At 72.7% G+C, this 23,152-nt stretch carries 18 protein-coding genes; 13 read left to right on the top strand and 5 right to left on the bottom strand.

The annotated features are described in order from the left end of the window. Positions 1-215: 215 nt before the first annotated feature. Entirely contained in the window at positions 216-2,159 is a 1,944-nt protein-coding gene (locus tag ACFWH7_RS10300) for an ABC transporter ATP-binding protein (protein ID WP_378216410.1), read from the bottom strand. Between the two features lie 158 nt (positions 2,160-2,317). On the opposite strand from ACFWH7_RS10300, the gene ACFWH7_RS10295 reads away from it, so the two are divergent. The 3 genes from ACFWH7_RS10295 to ACFWH7_RS10285 all read left to right on the top strand — a co-directional run bounded on the left by ACFWH7_RS10295 (position 2,318) and on the right by ACFWH7_RS10285 (position 4,178). Next, on the top strand, positions 2,318-2,860 hold the full coding sequence (locus tag ACFWH7_RS10295; protein WP_378216408.1) for a MarR family winged helix-turn-helix transcriptional regulator: 543 nt from the start codon (positions 2,318-2,320) through the stop codon (positions 2,858-2,860). A 62-nt stretch (positions 2,861-2,922) separates the two neighbouring features. Beyond that, complete coding sequence (gene coaE, locus ACFWH7_RS10290) at positions 2,923-3,564, top strand: dephospho-CoA kinase (RefSeq protein WP_378216406.1); 642 nt, start codon at positions 2,923-2,925, stop codon at positions 3,562-3,564. Further along, complete coding sequence (locus ACFWH7_RS10285) at positions 3,561-4,178, top strand: pyroglutamyl-peptidase I (RefSeq protein ID WP_378216405.1); 618 nt, start codon at positions 3,561-3,563, stop codon at positions 4,176-4,178. The genes coaE and ACFWH7_RS10285 overlap by 4 nt, the downstream gene beginning before the upstream one ends. Positions 4,179-4,245: 67 nt before the next feature. On the opposite strand, the gene ACFWH7_RS10280 is transcribed toward ACFWH7_RS10285, so the two are convergent. Beyond that, a complete protein-coding gene (locus tag ACFWH7_RS10280) occupies positions 4,246-5,610 on the bottom strand; it encodes a choice-of-anchor A family protein (protein ID WP_378216404.1) in 1,365 nt (454 codons plus the stop codon). A 244-nt stretch (positions 5,611-5,854) separates the two neighbouring features. On the opposite strand from ACFWH7_RS10280, the gene uvrB reads away from it, so the two are divergent. From uvrB to ACFWH7_RS10260, 4 genes are all read left to right on the top strand, one after another. Beyond that, a complete protein-coding gene (gene uvrB / locus ACFWH7_RS10275; protein ID WP_378216403.1) occupies positions 5,855-7,963 on the top strand; it encodes an excinuclease ABC subunit UvrB in 2,109 nt (702 codons plus the stop codon). Between the two features lie 282 nt (positions 7,964-8,245). After that, positions 8,246-9,250: a TerC family protein gene (locus ACFWH7_RS10270; protein ID WP_378216402.1), complete on the top strand. Its 1,005-nt coding sequence runs from the start codon at positions 8,246-8,248 to the stop codon at positions 9,248-9,250. After that, positions 9,250-10,380, top strand: a complete 1,131-nt coding sequence (locus tag ACFWH7_RS10265; RefSeq protein WP_378216400.1) for a TerC family protein — start codon at positions 9,250-9,252, stop codon at positions 10,378-10,380. Before ACFWH7_RS10270 ends, ACFWH7_RS10265 begins: the two co-directional genes overlap by 1 nt. 3 nt (positions 10,381-10,383) lie before the next feature. Continuing rightward, positions 10,384-11,511: a protein kinase family protein gene (locus tag ACFWH7_RS10260; RefSeq protein ID WP_378216399.1), complete on the top strand. Its 1,128-nt coding sequence runs from the start codon at positions 10,384-10,386 to the stop codon at positions 11,509-11,511. A gap of 62 nt (positions 11,512-11,573) precedes the next feature. Here ACFWH7_RS10260 and ACFWH7_RS10255 read toward each other — a convergent pair whose 3' ends face one another. Continuing rightward, complete coding sequence (locus tag ACFWH7_RS10255; protein WP_378216398.1) at positions 11,574-11,873, bottom strand: YciI family protein; 300 nt, start codon at positions 11,871-11,873, stop codon at positions 11,574-11,576. Positions 11,874-11,940: 67 nt separating this feature from the next. Further along, a complete protein-coding gene (locus tag ACFWH7_RS10250; protein WP_378216397.1) occupies positions 11,941-12,648 on the bottom strand; it encodes an MBL fold metallo-hydrolase in 708 nt (235 codons plus the stop codon). A 185-nt stretch (positions 12,649-12,833) separates the two neighbouring features. Here ACFWH7_RS10250 and uvrA point away from each other — a divergent pair, with 185 nt between their 5' ends. Further along, the gene (gene uvrA / locus ACFWH7_RS10245; protein WP_378216396.1) at positions 12,834-15,824 is read left to right on the top strand and encodes an excinuclease ABC subunit UvrA; all 2,991 of its coding nucleotides are present in this window, start codon (positions 12,834-12,836) and stop codon (positions 15,822-15,824) included. Between the two features lie 101 nt (positions 15,825-15,925). Here the strand turns inward: uvrA and ACFWH7_RS10240 are convergent, their stop codons facing one another. Next, on the bottom strand, positions 15,926-16,411 hold the full coding sequence (locus ACFWH7_RS10240; RefSeq protein WP_378216395.1) for an OsmC family protein: 486 nt from the start codon (positions 16,409-16,411) through the stop codon (positions 15,926-15,928). Positions 16,412-16,527: 116 nt separating this feature from the next. On the opposite strand from ACFWH7_RS10240, the gene uvrC reads away from it, so the two are divergent. From uvrC to gap, 5 genes are all read left to right on the top strand, one after another. Beyond that, complete coding sequence (gene uvrC, locus ACFWH7_RS10235; RefSeq protein ID WP_378216394.1) at positions 16,528-18,705, top strand: excinuclease ABC subunit UvrC; 2,178 nt, start codon at positions 16,528-16,530, stop codon at positions 18,703-18,705. A 20-nt stretch (positions 18,706-18,725) separates the two neighbouring features. Continuing rightward, positions 18,726-19,712: an RNase adapter RapZ gene (gene rapZ / locus ACFWH7_RS10230; RefSeq protein WP_378216393.1), complete on the top strand. Its 987-nt coding sequence runs from the start codon at positions 18,726-18,728 to the stop codon at positions 19,710-19,712. A gap of 2 nt (positions 19,713-19,714) precedes the next feature. Then, positions 19,715-20,680, top strand: a complete 966-nt coding sequence (locus ACFWH7_RS10225; RefSeq protein ID WP_378216392.1) for a gluconeogenesis factor YvcK family protein — start codon at positions 19,715-19,717, stop codon at positions 20,678-20,680. A gap of 84 nt (positions 20,681-20,764) precedes the next feature. Continuing rightward, on the top strand, positions 20,765-21,745 hold the full coding sequence (whiA, locus tag ACFWH7_RS10220; protein WP_378216391.1) for a DNA-binding protein WhiA: 981 nt from the start codon (positions 20,765-20,767) through the stop codon (positions 21,743-21,745). A gap of 329 nt (positions 21,746-22,074) precedes the next feature. Continuing rightward, on the top strand, positions 22,075-23,079 hold the full coding sequence (gap, locus tag ACFWH7_RS10215; RefSeq protein WP_047232821.1) for a type I glyceraldehyde-3-phosphate dehydrogenase: 1,005 nt from the start codon (positions 22,075-22,077) through the stop codon (positions 23,077-23,079). Positions 23,080-23,152: the final 73 nt, after the last annotated feature.

Genomic DNA, 23,152 nt, shown 5'->3' with positions numbered 1-23,152 from the left:
TAAACCACCCCGAACCCTATACACAGTCCGCCCCCCCCCCGGGCGCACCGGCCGCGGGCCCCCCCCCCCCCCCCCCCCCGGGGGGGGGGGGGCCCTTCGCCGTACGCGGCGGGCGCGGACGGTGCCGAACAGGTCGTCCTGGTCCGGCGGTGGCCGCTGACGAGCCGCAACCACCTGCTCGGTGGTCCAGGACTGCCTGCTCGACGATCCAGCGGTCAGGCCGTGGCGGCCGCCGGCTCGGTGGCCGGGTCGGGGGCCGACGGCGCGGGCGAGTCCGCGAACTGCGTCCGGTAGAGCGCGGCGTACCGGCCGTCGCGGGCGAGCAGGTCGGTGTGCGTGCCCGTCTCGACGACGCGGCCCGCGTCGAGGACGACGATGAGGTCCGCCTCGCGCACGGTCGAGAGCCGGTGCGCGATGACGAGCGACGTGCGCCCGCGCAGCGCCTCGGCGAGCGCGGCCTGGACCGCGGCCTCCGAGCCGGAGTCGAGGTGTGCCGTCGCCTCGTCGAGGACGACGAGCCGCGGCGCCTTGAGGAACACGCGCGCGATGGCCAGGCGCTGGCGCTCCCCGCCGGACATCCGGTAGCCGCGGTCGCCGACCACGGTGTCCATCCCCGACGGCAGCGCCGCGACGACGTCCCACACGTGCGCGCGGCGCAGCGCGGCCTCGAGCTCGGCGTCGGTCGCGTCGGGCTTGGCGTACCGGAGGTTCTCGGCGATGGAGTCGTGGAAGAGGTGGGCCTCCTGCGTGACCACGCCGACGGCGTCGTGCAGGCTCTCCTGCGTGACCTCGCGCAGGTCACGCCCCGCGATCCGCACGTGCCCCGAGGTCGGGTCGTACATACGCGTGACGAGCTGCGACACCGTCGTCTTGCCCGCGCCGGACGAGCCGACGAGCGCGACCATCGCCCCCGCGGGGACGGAGAACGAGACGTCGCGCAGGGTGTCGGTCGTGGGGTCGGCCCCCTCGACGGCGACCGACTCGAGCGAGGCGAGGGAGACCTCGGCGGCGCCCGGGTAGCGGAACGTCACGCCGTCGAGCTCGAGGCTCGCGCCGTCCTTCTCGAGGTCGTCTGAGAGGTCGTGGGCGTCGGGCGCGTCCGTGACGGTCGGCTCGAGGTCGAGCACCTCGAGCACGCGCTCGAAGCTCACGAGCGCGGTCATGACGTCGACCTGGACGTTGGACATGGCCGTCAGCGGGCCGTAGAGGCGCCCGAGGTAGGCGGTGAGCGCGACGACGGTGCCGACCGTCAGCGAGCCCGAGATCGCCATGACGCCGCCGAGCCCGTAGACGATCGCGACGGCGACCGAGGCGACGACCGTGAGCCCGACGCGGAAGACCGTGCCGTACATGGCCTGCCTCACGCCGATGTCGCGGACGCGGCCCGCCTGGGCGGAGAACCGGGACGACTCGCGCGCCGGGTCGCCGAAGACCTTGACGAGGTGGGCCCCCGCGACGTTGAAGCGCTCGTTCATGGTCTGTGCCGCCTCGGCGTTGAGCTCGTAGCTCTCGCGCGTGATCGCGGCGAGACGCTTGCCGACCCAGCGGGCCGGGAGCACGAACGCGGGCAGCAGGGTCAGGGCGAGGAGCGTGAGCTGCCAGGACATGGAGAGCATGGCGGCGAGGACGAACACGACGGTGAGAAGGTTCGAGAAGACGTTGGAGAGCGTCGACGTGAACGCCTGCTGCGCACCGAGGACGTCGCCGTTGAGCCGCTGGACGAGCGCGCCGGTGCGGGTCCGGCTGAAGAAGGCGAGCGGCATGCGCTGCACGTGGTCGAAGACGGCGGTGCGCAGGTCGACGATGAGGCCCTCGCCGATGCGCGAGGAGAACCAGCGCTGGGCGACGCCGAGGGCACCGGAGAGGATCGCGAGCCCGGCGGCGACGAGCGAGAGCGCGACGACGACGCCGACTTCCCCCGCGGTGATGCCGTCGTCGATGATCCGCTGGAACAGCAGCGGCGTGGCCGCGCCCGCGGCGGCGTCGATCGAGATGAGCACGAGGAAGGCCGCGAGCTGGCGGCGGTAGGGCCGGGCGAACGTGAGGACGCGTCGGATCGTGCCGCGGTGCAGCCGACGGGACGCGACGGAGGAGTCCTGGCGGAACGAGCGCATGCCGCGCCCGCCGCCGGAGCCGGGGAGAGGTGAGGTGAAAGACATAGGGCCTCCTGGGTGGGGGAGGGGCGCGGTCGTCCGCGGCGGCGTGGCGCCGGCCGGCGGGCGCGGTCGCGTGGACCGCTCGCGCGACAACGATAGTGAGTCTAACTCACAATGAGCGTTCTCAACAAGATCCCGTCCTGCCGGGTACGCTCGGCCTCGTGACGAGCGATGCGAGCGCGCGCCCCGCACCGGGCGTGGTGGGCGACCCGACCTCGACGGACGAGGCCGGGGAGTTCCTCGCGCTCCTGCACGCGGCGCTCCGGAGCGTGCGACGCGAGGCGAGCGAGCGTGCCCAGCCGGCGGGGACCACCCCCGGCCAGTACCGGATGCTGCGGTTCCTCGCCCGCTGCGACGAGCCCTGTCGACTCGGTGCGGTCGCGTCCGCGCTGGACGTCGCCCCTCGCTCGGTGACGTCCAAGGTCGACGACGCCGAGCAGGCCGGTCTCGTCCGGCGCACCCCCGACCCGCAGGACCGGAGAGCGACGCTCGTCGAGCTCACCCCGCGGGGGCGTGAGGTCGTCGCGCAGGTGGGAGCGGAGCGTTCGTCGAGCGCCGGCACGCTCCTCGCGCGCCTCGACGCCGCCGAGCGCGCCGAGCTCCTGCGGCTCCTGCGTGCCGTCGCGGGCGAGCGGCAGGACGACGCGCGCGCCGGCGACCGACCGGCGGACGGCGCGGGCGAGCCGCAAGGTGCGCACGGCTGAGCCCTCCCCCCGGGTCGAGCGTCCCGGCGCGAGGTCGCCCACCGGCTGGCAGGATGGGGCGCATGTTTCGCATCGGCCTGACCGGAGGAATCGCGGCGGGGAAGTCCGTCGCGCTCGCACGCTTCGCCGAGCTCGGCGCCGTCGTCGTGGACTACGACGCGCTCTCCCGCGACGCGGTCGCGCCCGGGACGGTCGGCCTCGACGAGGTCGTCGAGGCGTTCGGTCCGGGCGTCCTCGACGCCGACGGCGCGCTCGACCGCGCCGCGCTCGGTCGCGTCGTGTTCGGCGACGACGCCGCACGCGAACGCCTCAACGCGATCGTCCACCCGGAGGTGCGCCGGCTCGCGGCCGAGCACGAGGCGGCGGCCGGTGCCGCCGACCCGCGGGCCGTCGTCGTGCACGACATCCCGCTCCTCGTCGAGACGGGCGACCCCGCGCGCTTCCACTGCGTCGTGGTCGTGCACACGCCCGCGGACGTGCGGGTGGGACGGCTCGTCGAGGGCCGGGGGCTGAGCGAGGACGAGGCCCGTGCGCGCCTCGCCGCACAGGCGGACGACGCGGCGCGGCTCGCCGCGGCGGACGTGACCCTCGATGGTTCCGGCTCTCCGGAGGCGCTGCGCGAGCAGGTCGACGAGCTCTGGGTGCGGGTCCGCGCCGAGGTCGACGCCGAGGTCCAGGCCGAGATCGAGGAGCACGAGGCGTGACCGTCGTCGTCAGCGGGTTCGAGCCGTTCGACGGCGCCCTCGCGAACCCGTCGTGGGAGACGGCCGCGCGCCTCGCCGAGCGCGGGGAGGAGCTCGTGGGCGATCGCGTGGTCGCCGTCCGGCTCCCCGTGACCTTCGCCGGGGCGTGGCCGGTGCTCGACGCGGCGATCCGTGAGCACGACCCCGACGTCGTCGTGGCGCTCGGCCTGGCGGGTGGTGCGCCGGGCGTGCGCCTCGAACGGGTCGCGGTGAACGTGCGCGACGCGCGCATCCCCGACAACGCGGGCGACCGTCCGGTGGACGTCCCCGTCGCGGAGGGAGGGCCGGTCGGGTACTGGTCGACCCTCCCGCTCAAGGCGTCGCTCGCGGAGGTCCGCGCGGCGGGTGTCCCGGTGGCGGTGTCGAGCACCGCGGGGACCTACGTGTGCAACGACGTCTTCTACGCCCTCATGCATCACTGGGGTGCCGGGCCGGGGCGGCGTGCCGGGTTCGTCCACGTCCCCGGGTCCGACGTCGTCCCGATCGAGGATCAGGTCTCCGCCGTGGCCGCGGTCGTGCGGCACGCGCTCCTCGGCACCCCCGAGCCGGTCCTCGCGGGCGGCACGGAGAGCTGAGCCCGGCGCAGGGACGCCGAGGGCCCGGCAGGTCGTCCTGCCGGGCCCTCGGTGCGTGCTGGGAGCGTCAGCTCGTCGCGCGCCGACGTGCGACGACCAGGATCGTCGCGCCCCCGGCGAGCAGCAGCGCGGCCACCGCGGCCAGCACCGCGACCGAGGCGCCCGTCGTCGCGAGGCCGCTCTCCGGCGTTCCGTCGCCCGGCTCGGCGGCTGCGGGGGGCGCCTCAGGGCTCGGCGTCGCCCAGGTCTCGGCGGCCGACGTCGACTCCGGTGAGGGCCCTCCCGGCTCCTCGGTGACCGGGGTCTCCTCGGGCGTCGGCGGCGTGGTCACGCCCTCGCCCGGGTTCGGGCCCTCCGGCGACGGCTCGGGCTTGGGCTCCTCGACCGACGGCGTCGTCTCGCACGGGCCGGCGAACGGGTAGTTGTGGTGCTCGATCCCGGCACCGCCGGTGTAGGAGACGGCGCCGTTCGACAGGATGCGCCCGTTGGTCGAGGTCGCGACGGTGAGGGTCGCGTCCGTGCGCGGGACGACGATCGTCCCGGGGAACTGGTCGTTCGTGCCGAGCGTCACCTGCGTCGCGTCCGGGAAGCTCCACAGGAAGTGCGCCGACAGGTGCTGGGCGGCCTGGTAGACGCGCACGCCCCCGTACTCGACGTGCTGGAGCCGCGGCACGTCGACGGAGGTGCCGGTGACGGTGAGGAGCACCGGACCGCTCCCGGTGACGTACAGCGTCGTCAGGGTGGAGGCCTGGGCGGCCGTGAGCGTGTACCGCGCGCCCGCCTCGACCGTCAGGACGCCGTCGCGGGGCGTGGCGGCGACGGCACCGTCGGCGGCGTCGGCCGCCATGCCCGTGACGAGCCCGGGGAGCGCCGTGTAGGGGCGCAGCGCGGCCTCGCGGCCGACGCCCTGCGTGACGGTGCCCGGGCGGCCCGGGGCGTTGCGGCTCTCGGTGCTCGGGGTCGCGCCGGTGATCTCGCCGCCGACGACGACGTTGCCGCCGCTCGACGCGTGGAAGCCCACCTGGGTGTTCGTCGCGGTCGCGAGGTCGCCCCCGACGACGAGCATGTCGGTCCCGCCGGCCGGGGTGATGGCCGAGCCGCCGCCCCCCGCGGTCCCGACGTCGAGGCTCCCGGCCCCGGAGAGGTCGGCGTACCCGCCCACGACGACACGGCCCTCGAGCTCGGTCGCCGTCGTGACGGTGAGCCCGCCCCCCGCCCAGATGCCGACGCCCGCGTCCTCCACGGCGGTGAGCTCGTACACGCCGACCGGTCGCGTGGACGGGTCTGCGGTGCAGACGTCGTCGGCGGTGAGCGTCGGCCCGGCAGCCGGCGGTACGGCGGTCGCGGGCGCGGCGAGGCCGACGGTCGTCAGGGCGAGCGCGGTGAGGGCGAGCAGGGGGATTCCGCGGGGGCGCGCGGGGTGAAGGCGCATGGTTCGGCTCCAGGTCGAGGGTTCGCTAGCGGCGCTGACTTACTGCGGACGGACTTCGTCGCCCGTGGTCCGTGCCGTCGGCTGCTCCACGGGCGTCGGGGAGCGCGGCAGGGTCGAGGCGACCCTAGGGGTTCCGAATGACACCTTCCAAATTACGTCGGGGTGATTTCCGTAGAGGGCCTCGCGGTGGTCGTCGACCGTGCGCGGAAGGGTCCGTGTGGGTGGCTGGACGTACCGTGGAGTCATGCGTCCCGTGACCGATCTCCAGCGTGCGACCACCCCGTTCGAGGTCATCTCCGAGTACCAGCCGTCCGGCGACCAGCCGACGGCGATCGCGGACCTCTCGCAGCGCATCCGCGCGGGGGAGAAGGACGTCGTGCTGCTCGGCGCGACCGGGACGGGAAAGTCGGCCACGACGGCGTGGCTCATCGAGGAGCTCCAGCGCCCGACGCTGGTCATGGCGCCCAACAAGACCCTCGCGGCGCAGCTCGCGACGGAGTTCCGGGAGCTGCTGCCCAACAACGCGGTCGAGTACTTCGTCTCGTACTACGACTACTACCAGCCCGAGGCGTACATCGCGCAGACGGACACCTACATCGAGAAGGACTCGTCCATCAACGACGAGGTCGAGCGGCTGCGGCACTCCGCGACCAGCTCGCTGCTCACCCGTCGCGACGTCGTCGTGGTCGCGTCGGTGTCGTGCATCTACGGCCTCGGCACGCCCCAGGAGTACGTCGACCGCATGGTCCGGCTCGACGTCGGCATGCAGGTCGAGCGCGACGACCTGCTGCGGCAGTTCGTGACCATGCAGTACACCCGCAACGACATGGCGTTCACGCGCGGCACGTTCCGCGTGCGCGGGGACACCGTCGAGATCATCCCGGTGTACGAGGAGCTCGCCGTCCGCATCGAGTTCTTCGGCGACGAGATCGAGAGCATCCAGACCCTGCACCCGCTCACGGGGGACGTGATCCGGTCCGAGCCGAGCATCCACGTGTTCCCGGCGACGCACTACGTCGCGGGGCCGGAGCGCATGGAGCGCGCGATCTCCTCGATCGAGGCCGAGCTCGCCGAGCGGCTCGACGAGCTCGAGCGGCAGAACAAGCTGCTCGAGGCGCAGCGGCTGCGCATGCGCACCACGTACGACATCGAGATGATGCGCCAGATCGGCACCGCGTCCGGCATCGAGAACTACTCGCGGCACATCGACGGCCGCGAGGCGGGATCGGCGCCGAACACGCTGCTCGACTACTTCCCGGAGGACTTCCTCCTCGTCATCGACGAGTCGCACGTGACCGTGCCGCAGATCGGCGCGATGTTCGAGGGCGACATGTCGCGCAAGCGCAGCCTCGTCGACCACGGGTTCCGCCTGCCGAGCGCGATGGACAACCGGCCCCTGCGCTGGGAGGAGTTCGTCGAGCGCATCGGCCAGACCGTGTACCTGTCGGCGACCCCCGGCGACTACGAGCTCTCGATGGCGGACGGCGTCGTCGAGCAGATCATCCGCCCGACCGGCCTCGTCGACCCGGAGGTGCTCGTCAAGCCCACCACGGGGCAGATCGACGACCTGCTGCACGAGATCCGCGAGCGCGTCGAGCGGAACGAGCGCGTCCTCGTCACGACGCTCACCAAGAAGATGGCGGAGGACCTCACCGACTACCTGCTCGAGAAGGACGTGCGGGTGCGGTACCTGCACTCCGAGGTCGACACGCTGCGGCGCGTCGAGCTGCTGCGCGAGCTGCGCCTCGGCGAGTACGACGTCCTCGTCGGGATCAACCTCCTGCGCGAGGGCCTCGACCTGCCCGAGGTGTCGCTCGTCGCGATCCTCGACGCGGACAAGGAGGGCTTCCTGCGGTCGCCCAAGTCGCTCATCCAGACGATCGGTCGCGCGGCCCGCAACGTCTCGGGCCAGGTGCACATGTACGCGGACAAGATCACGCCGGCGATGGCCGCGGCGATCGAGGAGACCGAGCGTCGCCGCGAGCGGCAGATCGCGTACAACACGGAGCACGGGGTCGATCCGACCCCGCTGCGCAAGCGGATCTCCGACGTGACGGACATGCTCGCGCGCGAGGACGTCGACACGGCCGAGCTGCTGGCGGGCGGGTACCGGCAGCCGGGCAAGGGCGCGAAGGGCAAGGCGCCGGTGCCGGGCGGGCCCAAGGAGGGTGCGTCGTCGGGCAACCGGCTCGCCGGCGCGGCGGCGAGCGACCTCGCCGAGCTCATCCAGGAGCTGAGCGACCAGATGCACGCGGCCGCGGGCGAGCTGCAGTTCGAGCTGGCCGCCCGGCTGCGCGACGAGATCTCGGGGCTCAAGAAGGAGCTGCGGCAGATGCAGGCCGCGACCGCCTGAGCGGCGTCCGTCCCGGCCCCCGACGCGCCGCGCACGCGCGTCCGAGGAACAGTCCACGGTGGCGTGGTGTTGTCACGTCAGGAGGAGCGATGGCCTATGCTGGCTCCTCGTTGAAGGGGAGTATTCCTCCGCGGTGATGTCGTCATCACGGCCGGCGCAGTCGTCGGCCCGGTGTCACCGGTCCCGCAACCACCAGCCCGCGTCCCGTGCGGGTGCGCGTGGCGGTGCGTGGCGGAAGAGACCTTCGGTACACAGTGCTCCCCACGTACCGGAGGAATCTTCATGGATGTGCCTGTCTGGGCCTGGCTCGTCACCATCGGCGTGATCCTCGCGATGCTCGCCGTCGACTACGTCGGCCACGTGCGCACCCCGCACGCCCCGAGCCTGCGCGAGGCGACCTGGTGGTCCGCCGGCTACGTCGCGGTCGCGGTGGCCTTCGGCGGGATCGTGTGGGCCGTCTGGGGCTCGACGTACGGCGGCGAGTACTTCGCCGGCTACATCACCGAGAAGAGCCTGTCGGTCGACAACCTCTTCGTGTTCGTCCTCATCATGACGAGCTTCCGCGTCCCGCGGCTCTACCAGCAGAAGGTGCTGCTCATCGGCATCACGATCGCGCTGGTCCTGCGGACGATCTTCATCCTCCTCGGCGCGGCCCTCATCGAGAACTTCAGCTGGATCTTCTACGTCTTCGGCGCGTTCCTGCTCTACACCGCGTGGACGCAGGTCAAGGCGGGCTCGGGGCACGACGAGGAGTTCCACGAGAACGGCGCGCTGAAGCTGACCCGCCGCCTGTTCCCGACGACGGAGACGTACGTCGAGGACAAGATGACCGCGAAGATCGACGGCAAGCGCTACATCACGCCGATGCTCATCGTGATGATCGCGATCGGCAGCGCCGACCTCCTCTTCGCGGTCGACTCGATCCCGGCGATCTTCGGGCTCACGCAGGAGACCTACCTCGTGTTCGCCGCCAACGCGTTCTCGCTGCTCGGCCTGCGCCAGCTCTACTTCCTCATCGACGGCCTCCTCGACCGCCTCGTCTACCTCGCGTACGGCCTCGCGGCGATCCTCGGCTTCATCGGCATCAAGCTGCTCATCCACGCGCTGCACAAGAACGAGGTGCCGTTCATCAACGGCGGTGAGCACATCACCGTCATCCCGGAGATCCCGACCGCGCTGTCCCTCGGGTTCATCGTCGTCGTGCTCACGATCACCACGGTCGCGAGCCTCGCCAAGGACCGCGCCGACCGGCGGCGCTCCGTCGAGAGCTCGGAGGGCTCACGCTGATGGTTCACGAGCTCCCCGTCTGGTTCGAGTGGGCGTCGCTGTCGGCGCTCGCGGTGCTGCTCCTCGTCGACCTGTTCGTCGTGGGGCGCCGCCCGCACGTCCCCTCGATGCGCGAGAGCGCGCTGTGGGTCGGCTTCTACGTCGCGCTCGCCCTCGTGTTCGGGGCGATCGTCGGCGCGGTGGGCGGGGCGGCACCGGCCGGGGAGTTCTACGCGGGGTGGCTCACGGAGTACAGCCTCTCCGTAGACAACCTCTTCGTGTTCGTCATCATCATGGCCAGGTTCGCGGTGCCGCGGGACCAGCAGCAGCGTGTGCTGATGGTCGGCATCATCGTCGCGCTCGTCCTGCGCGGGGCGTTCATCCTCGCGGGCGCCGCGATCATCGCGCAGTTCGTGTGGGTGTTCTACCTGTTCGGTGCGTTCCTCATTTACACGGCGATCAAGCTCGTGGCCGGTGGGGACGAGCCGGAGGAGTACCACGAGAACCGCGCCGTCCGGGCGCTGCGGAAGGTGCTGCCGCTGGGCACGCAGTACGACGGCGGCCGGCTGCGCACCGTCGAGGACGGCAAGCGGGTCTTCACCCCGCTCGTCATCGTGTTCCTCGCGATCGGCAGCACCGACCTGCTCTTCGCGTTCGACTCGATCCCCGCGATCTTCGGGCTCACCCAGGACCCGTTCATCGTCTTCACGACGAACGTCTTCGCGCTCATGGGCCTGCGTCAGCTCTACTTCCTCCTGGGCGGCCTGCTCGAGCGGCTGGTCTACCTGCCGATCGGTCTGGCGGTGATCCTCGGGTTCATCGGTGTCAAGCTCATCCTCGAGGCGCTGCACGAGAACACGCTGCCGTTCATCAACGGCGGCGAGCACCTCGACGCCGTGCCGACGGTCCCGATCTGGCTGTCGCTCGTCGTGATCATCGGAGCGCTCGCCGTCACCACGGTCGCGAGCCTCCTGCGCACGCGGGCGCTGCACGCCCAGGGCGACCCCGCCACGTCGGCCGACGCGAGCGGCGTCGCGGCGCCCGTCGAGGACGCGGTCGAGGCGCCCACGGACGAGAGCGTCGACGAGGTCGCGTCGGCGGGCGAGGCGCCGCCGTGGGGCACGGGACCGCAGGACGGCGCCGGGCGGTAGCGCGTGCCCGGTGGGCCGCGGAGCGCCACGGCGCCGACGCCGCGTGACAGGTCCAGAGCCTCCCGCCTGGCGGCGCACGCAGCGGTCGCGACCTCGCTGTCCCTGTACAGCGACAGCCGGCTCCGCGAGCTCGTCGACGCCGCTCCGCGGGTCGGCGCGGGCATCGGCGGGGAGACGGCCCTGCTGGACGTCGACGGCACGCCGGTCTTCGTCAAGCACGTGCGCCTGACCGACCTCGAGAGACAGCCGGAGCACGTCCGCTCGACAGCGAACCTGTTCGACCTCCCGACCTTCTGCCACTACGGCGTCGGCACCATCGGCGCCCCGGGGTTCGGGGCCTGGCGGGAGCTGGCCGTGCACGTCATGACGACGGGCTGGGTGATCGCGGGAGAGCACGAGGGCTTCCCGCTGACGCACCACTGGCGGGTGCTCCCCGATGCGGGCCGGCCGCTGCCCGACGAGCTGGCCGACGTCGAGCGTGCCGTCGAGTACTGGGGCGGCGGTACGGCGGTGCGTCGCCGGATCGAGGCCCTGCGGGACTCCTCGGCGAGCATCGTGCTGTTCCTGGAGTACGTCCCGCAGACGCTGCACGACTGGCTCGGCGTCCAGGTCGAGGCGGGTGGTGAGACCGCCGAGCGAGCCTGCGCGCTGGTGGAGGACGGGCTGAGCGCCGGGGTCTCGTTCATGAGGTCACGCGGCCTGCTGCACTTCGACACGCACTTCGAGAACGTCCTGACCGACGGCGAACGGCTCTACTTCGCCGACTACGGCCTCGCGATCTCGTCGGACTTCCACCTCTCGCCCGACGAGGTCGACTTCGCCGACGCGCACCAGGCGTACGACGACTGCTACAGCGTCACCCATCTGGTGGGCTGGCTGGCCGTCGCGCTGTACGGGTGCGGGCCCGAGGAGCGCCGCGCGCTCGTACGCTCCTGGGCCCGGGGCGCCACGCCGACGGGTGCCCCGGCTGCGGTCGCGGCAGCACTCGCCCGGCATGCTCCGGTCGCTGCGGTGGTCGGGGACTTCTACCGCGCGTTCCAGCGGGAGAGCCGCTCCACCCCGTACCCGTGGGAGGAGATCCGGCAGCTCGGGAGTCACGACCGCACGCCCGGGCGTGGCCCCGCCCGGTGAGTCACCCTCCGACGCGGACCGTCTCCGGAGCGAGGGCGCGCTCGGTCGGGGCGAGGCGCTGGTCAGACCCGGTCGGCCCAGTCGCCGATGATCGGGGCCCACGGACGGACCGTGCGCTCGGCGACGAGGCCGGCACGGCCGAACGGGTCCTCGTCGAGGACCGCGGCGACGGCGTCGGGCGTCTCCCCGTCGAGGACGAGCAGCGCTCCGGCGGGTGCGCCCTCGTGGGCGGGCAGCGGTCCGGACGCGAGGAGCGTGCCCTGGGCGTGGAGGTCGCCGAGGAACGCGCGGTGCTCGGGGCGCAGGGCGTCGAGCTCGGCGGCGCGGTCGGCGTAGACGTAGGTGACGGCCTGGATCGGCATGCCGTCAGTGAACCAGGCCGTCCCGACGGCCCGCGGCCGGGTCCGCGCCTCGGTATCGGGCGTCGTGCTACCAGCCCCGGTCCCGCCACTCGTCGAGGTGCGGTCGCTCGGTGCCCAGCGTCGTGTCGGAGCCGTGCCCTGGGTAGACCCACGTCGCGTCGTCGAACCGGTCGAACACGCGCGTGGTGACGTCCGACAGCAGGACCTCGAACCGCACCGGGTCGCGGTCGGTGTTCCCGACACCGCCGGGGAACAGCGAGTCCCCGGTGAACAGGTGCACCCGGCCGGGGACGGCCTCGGGCTCGTCGACGTCGTCCGGCTCGCGGTAGGCGAGCGCCACCGAGCCGGGCGTGTGCCCGCGCAGCGCGACGACCTCGAGCGAGACGGCGCCGACCCGCAGCGCGTCGCCGTGCCGCAGGCGACGCGTGACGGCCACACCGGTCGCCGCGGAGACCGCCTCCGCGTCCGGGTCGCCCGCGGCGGACGACGCGCCCGTGGCCGCGACGACGGGCGCGAGGGCGCGCAGGTGGTCGGCGTGCCGGTGCGTCGTGACGACGACGTCGAGGCGGAGGGTCGGCGAGCCCTCGCGGACCAGGGCCAGGACGTCGTCGGGTGCGTCCGCCGCGTCGACGAGGAGCTGGGCGCCCGTGCGTCGGCACGTGAGGAGGTAGACGCCGTTGGCGAGCGGTCCGACAGCGAGCTTGCGGATCTCGATCTCGTCGAGCCGCCGCAGGTCGTGCGGTCCGCCGACGGAGACCTCTCCGGTGTACGTCATGCGCCCAGTGTGCCGGTCGAGCGCCGTGGCCGAGGTGGTCCGGACCGTCGGCCGCCGGGGAGCGCGTGACGGCGATCACCCGGCGCGGGCTCCGCGTGAGGTGCGCGTGAGCGTTCACCGACGGACGTGCGAAGGTGACGTCGAACACCTGTGCGATTGTGGGTGGACGGTCGTACGATGCTGCGGTGAGCAATCGCCTCGTCATCTCCGGTGCCCGCGAGCACAACCTGCGCAACGTCGACCTCGACCTCCCGCGGGACAAGCTCATCGTCTTCACGGGGCTCTCCGGCTCGGGCAAGTCGTCGCTCGCCTTCGACACCATCTTCGCGGAGGGCCAGCGTCGCTACGTCGAGTCGCTGTCCGCGTACGCGCGTCAGTTCCTCGGGCAGATGGACAAGCCCGACGTCGACTTCATCGAAGGGCTCTCGCCCGCGGTGTCGATCGACCAGAAGTCGACCAACCGCAACCCGCGCTCGACGGTCGGCACCATCACCGAGGTGTACGACTACCTGCGCCTGCTGTTCTCGCGCGCCGGCACGCAGCACTGCCCCGTCTGCGGCGAGCGCGTGACCGCGCAGACGCCGCAGCAGATCGTCGACCGGCTCCTCGAGCTGCCGGAGGGCACGCGCTACCAGGTGCTCGCACCGGTGGTCCGGGGGCGCAAGGGCGAGTACTCCGAGCTCTTCAAGGAGCTGCAGACCAAGGGCTTCGCGCGCGCACGCGTCGACGGCGAGGTGCGCACCCTCACCGACGTCCCCGCGCTCGAGAAGAAGCTCAAGCACGACATCGAGGTGGTCGTCGACCGTCTCGTCGCGCGCGAGGGCGTGCAGCGTCGCCTCACCGACTCCGTCGAGACCGCGCTCGGCCTCGCGGGCGGGCTCGTCGTCATCGAGCTCGTCGACGCCGACGCGGACGACCCGGCGCGCGAGCGCCGCTTCTCCGAGAAGCGCGCGTGCCCCAACGACCACGAGCTCGCGCTGGACGAGATCGAGCCGCGCACGTTCTCGTTCAACGCGCCCTACGGCGCGTGCCCCGAGTGCACGGGCATCGGCTTCCGTCTCGAGGTCGACCCCGACCTCGTGGTGCCGGACGTCGAGAAGTCGCTGGGCGAGGGCGCGGTCGCGCCGTGGGCGCAGATCTCCTCGGAGTACTTCGAGCGGGTCCTCACGGCGCTCGCGGACGACCTCGGGTTCTCCATGGACACGCCGTGGCGGGCGCTGCCCGAGCGCGCGAAGAAGGCCGTGCTGCACGGGCAGAACCACCAGGTGCACGTGCGGTACAAGAACCGCTGGGGCCGTGAGCGGCAGTACTCGACCGGGTTCGAGGGCGTCATCACGTTCCTCGAGCGCCGGCACACGGAGACCGAGTCGGACTGGTCCAAGGAGAAGTACGAGGCCTTCATGCGCGAGGTCCCGTGCCCCGTGTGCCAGGGCGCTCGCCTCAAGCCCGAGGTCCTCGCGGTCAAGGTGGGCGGCAAGTCCATCTGGGACGTCTGCCGCCTCCCGCTGCGCGAGGCCGCGGCGTTCCTCGGGGCGCTCGAGCTCGGCGCGCGCGAGCGCGCGATCGCGACGGAGGTGCTCAAGGAGATCGACGCGCGCCTCGGGTTCCTGCTCGACGTCGGTCTCGACTACCTCTCGCTCGAGCGCCCGGCCGCGACGCTGTCCGGCGGCGAGGCGCAGCGCATCCGGCTCGCGACGCAGATCGGCTCCGGCCTCGTCGGCGTCCTCTACGTCCTCGACGAGCCGAGCATCGGCCTGCACCAGCGCGACAACCGCCGCCTCATCGAGACCCTCACGCGCCTGCGCGACCTCGGGAACACGCTCATCGTCGTCGAGCACGACGAGGACACCATCCGCACGGCGGACTGGGTCGTCGACATCGGCCCGGGCGCGGGCGAGCACGGCGGCCGCGTCGTGCACTCCGGGGACTACGCGGGCCTGCTCGAGGCCCCGGAGTCGGTGACCGGCGCGTACCTCTCGGGCCGCCGCAGCATCCCGCTCCCGGCGCAGCGGCGTCCCACGGACCCGGGCCGCCAGATCAAGGTCGTCGGGGCGCGCGAGCACAACCTCACGGGCATCGACGTGAGCTTCCCGCTCGGGACGTTCACCGCGGTGACCGGGGTGTCGGGCTCGGGCAAGTCGACGCTCGTGAACTCGATCCTCTACACGGTCCTCGCCAACGAGCTCAACGGCGCGCGCCAGGTCGCGGGCCGGCACACGCGCGTCACGGGCCTGGACCACCTCGACAAGGTCGTGCACGTGGACCAGGGGCCGATCGGGCGCACGCCGCGGTCGAACCCGGCGACGTACACGGGCGTGTGGGACCACGTGCGCAAGCTCTTCGCGGAGACGACCGAGGCCAAGGTGCGCGGGTACACGCCGGGCCGCTTCTCGTTCAACGTCAAGGGCGGCCGCTGCGAGGCGTGCTCGGGCGACGGGACGCTGAAGATCGAGATGAACTTCCTCCCCGACGTCTACGTGCCGTGCGAGGTGTGCCACGGGGCGCGCTACAACCGCGAGACGCTCGAGGTGCACTTCAAGGGCAAGACCGTCGCGGACGTCCTGGACATGCCCATCGAGGAGGCCGCGGAGTTCTTCGCGGCCGTGCCCGCGATCTCGCGGCACCTCAAGACGCTCGTGGAGGTCGGTCTCGGCTACGTGCGGCTCGGCCAGCCGGCCCCGACGCTCTCGGGCGGGGAGGCGCAGCGCGTGAAGCTCGCGAGCGAGCTGCAGAAGCGCTCGACCGGTCGCACGATCTACGTGCTCGACGAGCCGACGACGGGCCTGCACTTCGAGGACATCCGCAAGCTGCTCGGCGTGCTCCAGTCGCTCGTCGACAAGGGCAACAGCGTCCTCGTGATCGAGCACAACCTCGACGTCATCAAGAGCGCCGACTGGGTCGTCGACATGGGGCCCGAGGGCGGTTCGGGCGGCGGCAAGGTCGTGGCGCAGGGCACGCCCGAGCAGGTCGCACGCGTCGAGGCGAGCCACACCGGCCGCTTCCTCGCGGAGATCCTGGACCAGCACGACCCGGTGCCGGTCGGTCCGGAGCAGGCGAGCCCGGCCGGGGCCCAGGCCCCTGCCGCGAAGGGTGCCAAGGGCCGGTCGGCCAAGGCCCGCCGCGCGACGGACGAGGGTTCGCGCACGGGCACGCGGCGCAAGGCGTCCGCGGCCTGAGAGTCCAGGACGAGCGCGTCTGACGACCGGTCGCGCGGAGGCGCGTCCGGCCGTCAGACGCCCAGCCGGGCGACCGAGCGATCAGCCGGGTGCTCGGACGCTCACGCCGCCGCGCGCCGCGGCGGCGCGGGATCGACCAGCACGCGGAAGTTCACCGAGCGCGCGATGAAGCAGTGGTCGTGCGCGCGGTGGTGCAGCGCGGCGAGCGACGCCTCGTCGGTCCCCGGCCCGTCGTCGACCACCACGCGAGGGTGCAGCGTCACGTCCGTGAACTGCCCCTCGCCGCCGGACTCGACGCGCATCGTGCCGGTGGCGTCGTCCACGTACTCCCGCACGACGACGCCGGCGGCCGCCGCGAGGTGGAGGAACCAGAGCATGTGGCACTGCGAGAGGCTCACGACGAACAGCTCCTCCGGGCTGTAGCGCGTCGGGTCGCCCCGGAACGCCGGGTCCGACGAGCCGGGCAACGGCGGGCGTCCTTCGAGGAGGACGTCGTGGTCGCGGCTGTAGGACGTGTAGGAGGACGTGCCCCTGTCGCCCGCACCGGTCCAGCGGACGGTGGCGGCGTACCCGTGCTGTGCGCTCATGGCCGCCACCCTAACGGGCGGTGACGCGCGTCACATCACGTCCCGTCCGCCGCGGACACGCACCGCGACGCATCCGTCGCACCGCACCGTCGGTGCCCTGACCTAGGCTGGAGAACATGGCTGATCCCGCGACGTACCGCCCGGCGCCGGGGGAGATCCCCACCTCGCCAGGCGTCTACCGGTTCCGCGACGACCACGGGCGCGTGATCTACGTCGGCAAGGCCAAGAACCTGCGCGCGCGCCTGTCGAACTACTTCCAGGACGTCGCGAACCTGCACCACCGCACGCAGACGATGGTGACGACCGCGGCGTCCGTCGAGTGGACCGTCGTCGGCACCGAGGTCGAGGCGCTCGCGCTCGAGTACTCCTGGATCAAGGAGTTCGACCCGCGGTTCAACGTCAAGTACCGCGACGACAAGTCCTACCCGTACCTCGCGGTGACGATGGGGGAGGAGTTCCCCCGCGCCCAGGTGATGCGCGGCGCCAAGCGCCCCGGCACCCGGTACTTCGGCCCCTACGGGCACGCGTGGGCGATCCGCGAGACTCTCGACCTCCTGCTCCGCGTCTTCCCGGTGCGCACGTGCTCGGCGGCCGTCTTCAAGCGAGCCCACCAGACGGGTCGCCCGTGCCTCCTGGGGTACATCGACAAGTGCTCGGCGCCGTGCGTCGGGCGCATCACGCCCGAGGACCACAAGGCTCTCGCCGAGGACTTCTGCGACTTCATGGCGGGCGACACGCAGCGGTTCGTGCGCCGGCTCGAGCGCAAGATGAACGAGGCCGCCGCCGCGATGGAGTACGAGGCCGCGGCGCGCCTGCGCGACGACATCGTCGCCCTCCAGCGCGCGACCGAGAAGAACGCGGTGGTGCTCGGCGACGGCACCGACGCCGACGTGTTCGCGCTCGTCGGCGACGAGCTCGAGGCGGCCGTCCAGGTGTTCCACGTGCGTGGCGGACGGATCCGCGGCCAGCGCGGCTGGATCGTCGAGAAGGTCGAGGACGTGACCGACGCGGAGCTGGTCGAGCACCTGCTCCAGCAGGTCTACGGTGCGGCCGAGGAGGCCGCGGCGGCCGACCCGGGGACCGGTCAGGGCCGGGCCGGCGCGCGCGACGTCGTCCCGCGCGAGGTGCTGGTCCCCGTCCTGCCGCCCGACACCGAGCAGGTCACGACCTGGCTCTCGGGGCTGCGGGGCGCGCGTGTCGACGTCCGCGTGCCGCAGCGCGGCGACAAGAAGGAGCTCGCCGCGACCGTGCGCGCGAACGCGGAGCATGCGCTCGCCCTGCACCGCACGCGCCGCGCGGGCGACCTCACGACCCGCAGCCAGGCGCTGCGCGAGATCCAGGAGGCGCTCGACCTCGACAGCGCCCCGTTGCGGATCGAGTGCTACGACGTCTCGCACAACCAGGGCACGTACCAGGTCGCGTCGATGGTCGTGTTCGAGGACGGCCTCGCGCGCAAGAGCGAGTACCGCCACTTCACCGTGCGCGGGCCCGACGGCGACGGGGCCGCGGACGACACCGCGGCGATGTACGAGGTCATCACGCGCCGGTTCAAGCGCTACCTGTCCGACCGCTCGCGCTCGGGCGAGGTCGAGCTGGACCTGGAGGCCGACGACGTGGCGACCGGGTCCGACGCCACGGGCCGCCGCGCGGAGCGGGCCGCGGAGGCCGCCGGGTACGTGCCGCGCAGCGGTGAGGTCGACGCCGACGCCCCCGCGGACAAGCGAGCGCGGTTCGCGTACCCGCCGAACCTCGTCGTGGTCGACGGCGGCCCCCCGCAGGTCGCCGCCGCCGCCCGGGCGCTGGCCGACCTCGGGATCGACGACGTCGCGCTGTGCGGCCTCGCCAAGCGCCTCGAGGAGGTGTGGGTCCCGGAGGACGACTACCCGGTGATCCTCCAGCGCTCGTCGGAGGGCCTCTACCTGCTCCAGCGCGTGCGCGACGAGGCGCACCGGTTCGCCATCGCCCAGCACCGCAGGCAGCGCAGCAAGGGCATGACGGCGTCCGCCCTCGACGACGTCCCGGGCCTCGGTCCGGCGCGGCGCACCGCGCTCCTCAAGCACTTCGGCTCGCTCAAGCGTCTGCGCGCGGCGAGCGTCGAGGAGATCGCGACCGTGCGGGGCATGGGCGAGCGCACGGCGCGCGCCGTGGTCGCCGCCCTGGGCGGAGCCGCCGAGCCGTCCCCGGGCGCCGCCCCCGCGGGACCGGCGCCCGCCGACAGCGCCGCGCGCCCGGACGACGCGGCCGAGCATACCCGGGACACTCCGGTGGGTGACGGGGCCACGGCCCGGGCGTGAGCGGCTGGCATGCTGGTGCCATGACCTCGGAGCCGACCCCGGACCTCAGCCCGCAGGGGCCCCCCGCCCGCGTGCCGGAGCCCTCCCCGATCACCGTCCCCAGCGGGATCCCCGCGATGGAGGCGGCGACCCACGCTCCGGAGGCGCGCGAGGCCGAGGTGCTCATCATCACCGGCATGTCGGGCGCCGGCCGCACCCGGGCCGCGGCCGTGCTCGAGGACCTCGACTGGTACGTCGTCGACAACCTGCCACCGCGCATGATCGTCCCGCTCGTGGACCTCATGACGCGGTCGGGCTCGGCGCTCGAGCGCATCGCCGCCGTGGTCGACGTGCGCGGCCGCGAGTTCTTCACCGACCTCGTCGAGGTGCTCGACCACCTCCGTCAGAGCGGCGTGTTCTACCGGATCCTGTTCCTCGACGCGTCCGACGAGGTGCTCGTGCGCCGGTACGAGCAGGTGCGCCGCCCGCACCCGCTGCAGGGGGAGGGCCGCATCCTCGACGGGCTGGCGGAGGAGCGGCGGCTCCTCGCGAGCCTCGAGGAGCGCTCCGACGTCGTCATCGACACCTCCGAGCTCACGGTGCACGACCTCGCGCGCGAGGTCCGTGCCGCCGTGGCGGACGGGACGCCCGAGACCCTGCGGATCAACGTCGTCTCGTTCGGGTTCAAGTACGGGCTGCCGCTCGACGCCGACCACGTGGTCGACGTGCGGTTCCTCGCGAACCCGTACTGGATCACCGAGCTGCGGCACCTCACCGGGCGGGACGCCCCGGTGCGGGACTACGTGCTCGGGCGACCCGGCGCGCTCGAGTTCGTCGACCGCTACGTGAACGCGCTCGAGCCGGTCCTGGCCGGCTACCTGGGAGAGGAGAAGCGCTACGTGACGATCGCCGTGGGCTGCACCGGGGGCAAGCACCGTTCCGTCGCGATCAGCGAGGCGATCGCCGCGCGCCTGCGTGCGCAGGGCCAGCGCGTCATCGTCACCGCCCGCGACCTCGGCAAGGAGTGATCGTGGTCGCCCAGCGCAACCCTGCCGTCGTCGCCCTGGGCGGCGGCCACGGCCTGTCCGCGAGCCTGTCCGCGCTGCGCCTCATGTCCGACCGGCTGACAGCCGTCGTGACCGTGGCCGACGACGGCGGTTCGTCCGGGCGCCTGCGCACCGAGCTCGGCGTCCTGCCCCCGGGGGACCTGCGCATGGCGCTCGCGGCCCTGTGCGACGACTCGGAGTGGGGCCGCACGTGGAGCGCGCTCCTCCAGCACCGGTTCACGTCGGAGGGGGACCTCGACAACCACGCGGTGGGCAACCTGCTCATCGTCGCGCTGTGGGAGCTGCTCGACGACCCGGTCGCCGGCCTGGACTGGGTGGGCAAGCTCCTCGGCGCCCGCGGGCGCGTGCTGCCCATGGCGTCGGTGCCCCTCGGGATCGAGGCCGACGTGCGGACCGGGGACCGCCTGGAGACGGTCGTCGGGCAGAGCCACGTGGCCGTCACGCACGGCCGCATCGAGCAGCTCCGGCTCGTGCCTGCAGACCCGCCCGCGTGCGCGGAGGCGGTGCAGGCCGTCGAGGAGGCGGACTGGGTCGTGCTCGGCCCGGGGTCGTGGTTCTCCTCGGTGATGCCCCACCTGCTCGTGCCCGAGCTCGCGCGCGCCCTGCACGAGACCTCCGCGCGCCGCTGCGTGACGCTCAACCTGTCGAGCGAGACGGGGGAGACGTACGGGCTGTCGGCGACGGACCACCTCGAGGCGCTGCACAAGCACGCACCCGGTCTCCGGATCGACGCCGTCGTCGCAGACCCGTCCGCCGTCGAGGACACGGAGCAGCTCGCGGAGGCGTCCGCGCGCATGGGTGCGCGCCTCCTCCTGCGGCAGGTGCGGCGCGGGGACGGCACCCCGCGGCACGACGCGCTGCGCCTGGCGGCGGCGTACCGGGACGTGTTCGACGACTTCCTCGGCGACGTCGGCTCGCCCTCGCGCTGAGCCTGCGGGACGCGGGCCCCCGGCGGCCCACGGGCGCCCGGTCCGCCGCCGCGACGCCACGGCATCGATGGCAGGATGTCCCGCATGGCGCTCACGGCACAGGTGAAGGACGAGCTGGCTCGACTGCGGGTGGACAAGACCTCGTGCCGCAAGGCGGAGGTCTCGGCGATGCTCCGGTTCTCGGGCGGGCTGCACCTCATCTCGGGCCGGGTCGTCATCGAGGCCGAGCTCGACACCGCGATCGCCGCCCGCCGCCTGCGCGAGACGATCGCGGACGTCTACGGGCACACGAGCGAGCTGATCGTGGTGTCGGCCGGGGGTCTGCGCAAGAGCAGCCGGTACGTCGTGCGCGTCGTGCGCGACGGCGAGTCGCTGGCTCGCCAGACGGGCCTCCTGGACCAGCGGGGGCGTCCGGTGCGGGGACTGCCGCCGCAGGTCGTCTCCGGCGGGGTCGAGGAGGCCGAGGCCGCGTGGCGCGGGGCGTTCCTGGCGCACGGGTCGCTCACGGAGCCGGGCCGGTCGTCGGCGCTCGAGATCACCTGCCCCGGGCCGGAGGCGGCGCTCGCCCTGGTCGGCGCGGCCCGCCGCCTGGGCGTCTCGGCCAAGTCGCGCGAGGTGCGGGGCGTCGACCGCGTCGTCATCCGGGACGGGGATGCGATCAGCGCGCTCCTCACGCGACTGGGTGCGACGGAGACCGTCCAGGTCTGGGAGGAGCGTCGCGCGCGGCGCGAGGTGCGCGGCACCGCGAACCGGCTGGCCAACTTCGACGACGCGAACCTGCGCCGCTCCGCGCGCGCCGCGGTCGCGGCCGGGGCACGGGTCGAGCGCGCGTTCGAGATCCTCGGCCCGGACCTGCCCGACCACCTGCGCGAGGCGGGCGAGCTGCGCCTGGCCCACAAGCAGGCGTCGCTGGAGGAGCTCGGGCAGCTCGCGGACCCGCCGCTGACCAAGGACGCGGTCGCGGGCCGCATCCGGCGCCTGCTGTCGACGGCCGACAAGCGCGCGGCCGAGCTCGGCATCCCCGACACCGAGGCGGGCCTGAGCCCGGAGCTGCTCGACCTCTGACCAGCCGGTCTGGGGAGCGCCCGCCACCTGGACGTCATGCACCGACGGGACGATGGTCCCGAACCGTGGGATCCAGGTCACATGCTGGCGTGGTGTTGGTATAGGCTCGGATGCGTCAGGTGACAACGACGTGCTCCTTCGCTGACACCCCTCGTGGGCGTGGGTGGTCCCGGCTGTCGCCGTGACGGTCCACGGGCACGGAGGGTGCTGTGCCGGGATCCCGGGCAGCGGGGCACGGGCGCGATCACCACCTGCGTACGACGGCGTACGTGATCGTTCGGCATCAACCGTGTGCGTCGGGACAACCGGCGCGCCCTGAGGAGGGCATTGTGACCATCCGCGTCGGTATCAACGGCTTCGGTCGTATCGGACGGAACTTCTACCGCGCCATCGTCGAGTCGGGCGCCGACATCGAGATCGTGGGCGTCAACGACCTCACGGACAACAAGACGCTCGCGCACCTGCTCAAGTACGACACGGTCCTCGGCCGTTTCCCGCTGAGCGTGGACTTCGACGACGACAACATCATCGTCGACGGCAAGAAGATCCGTGCTCTCGCCGAGCGCGACCCCGCGAACCTCCCCTGGGGCGAGCTGGGTGCCGACATCGTCATCGAGTCGACCGGCTTCTTCACCGACGCGACCAAGGCGAAGGCGCACATCGACGCCGGCGCCAAGAAGGTCATCATCTCGGCCCCGGCCAAGAACGAGGACGCGACGTTCGTCGTCGGCGTGAACTCGGACCAGTACGACCCGGCCGCGCACCACATCATCTCGAACGCGTCGTGCACCACGAACTGCCTCGCCCCGCTGGCGAAGGCGCTCAACGACTCGATCGGCATCGAGCGTGGTCTCATGACCACGATCCACGCCTACACGGGTGACCAGAACCTGCAGGACGGCCCGCACCGCGACCTGCGTCGCGCCCGCGCCGCCGCGCAGAACATCGTCCCGACCTCCACGGGTGCGGCCAAGGCCGTGTCGCTCGTCCTGCCGGAGCTCAAGGGCAAGCTCGACGGCTTCGCGCTGCGCGTGCCGGTCATCACGGGCTCGGCGACGGACCTCACCTTCACCGCCTCGCGCGAGGTCACGGTGGACGAGGTCAACGCCGCGGTCAAGGCCGCGTCGGAGGGCCCGCTCAAGGGCGTCCTGGCCTACGTCGAGGACGAGATCGTCTCGAGCGACATCGTGACGGACCCGCACCAGAGCATCTTCGACTCGAAGCTCACCAAGGTGATCGGCGACCAGGTCAAGGTCGTCTCCTGGTACGACAACGAGTGGGGCTACTCGAACAGCCTCGTCGCGCTGACGCAGCTCGTCGGCGACAAGCTCTGAGCCACCTGCTGACGCAGCACGACCCTGCGTAGCAACCATGCGTCCGCGTGCGCGTCCCGGCACCGCCCGGTGA

It is taken from the genome of Cellulosimicrobium cellulans (genome assembly GCF_042723955.1).
GTDB lineage: Bacteria > Actinomycetota > Actinomycetes > Actinomycetales > Cellulomonadaceae > Cellulosimicrobium > Cellulosimicrobium cellulans_H.
Note: the sequence above shows the minus strand (reverse complement) of the source record. Positions and strands in the feature narration are given on the sequence as shown.

Bases quoted from the DNA above. Each gene is read 5' to 3' on its own strand.
- ACFWH7_RS10300 (WP_378216410.1), bottom strand. From the start codon at position 2,159: ATGTCTTTCACCTCACCTCTCCCCGGCTCCGGCGGCGGGCGCGGCATG.
- coaE (WP_378216406.1), top strand. From the start codon at position 2,923: ATGTTTCGCATCGGCCTGACCGGAGGAATCGCGGCGGGGAAGTCCGTC.
- ACFWH7_RS10280 (WP_378216404.1), bottom strand. From the start codon at position 5,610: ATGCGCCTTCACCCCGCGCGCCCCCGCGGAATCCCCCTGCTCGCCCTC.
- uvrB (WP_378216403.1), top strand. From the start codon at position 5,855: ATGCGTCCCGTGACCGATCTCCAGCGTGCGACCACCCCGTTCGAGGTC.
- ACFWH7_RS10270 (WP_378216402.1), top strand. From the start codon at position 8,246: ATGGATGTGCCTGTCTGGGCCTGGCTCGTCACCATCGGCGTGATCCTC.
- ACFWH7_RS10265 (WP_378216400.1), top strand. From the start codon at position 9,250: ATGGTTCACGAGCTCCCCGTCTGGTTCGAGTGGGCGTCGCTGTCGGCG.
- ACFWH7_RS10255 (WP_378216398.1), bottom strand. From the start codon at position 11,873: ATGCCGATCCAGGCCGTCACCTACGTCTACGCCGACCGCGCCGCCGAG.
- ACFWH7_RS10250 (WP_378216397.1), bottom strand. From the start codon at position 12,648: ATGACGTACACCGGAGAGGTCTCCGTCGGCGGACCGCACGACCTGCGG.
- ACFWH7_RS10240 (WP_378216395.1), bottom strand. From the start codon at position 16,411: ATGAGCGCACAGCACGGGTACGCCGCCACCGTCCGCTGGACCGGTGCG.
- uvrC (WP_378216394.1), top strand. From the start codon at position 16,528: ATGGCTGATCCCGCGACGTACCGCCCGGCGCCGGGGGAGATCCCCACC.
- rapZ (WP_378216393.1), top strand. From the start codon at position 18,726: ATGACCTCGGAGCCGACCCCGGACCTCAGCCCGCAGGGGCCCCCCGCC.
- whiA (WP_378216391.1), top strand. From the start codon at position 20,765: ATGGCGCTCACGGCACAGGTGAAGGACGAGCTGGCTCGACTGCGGGTG.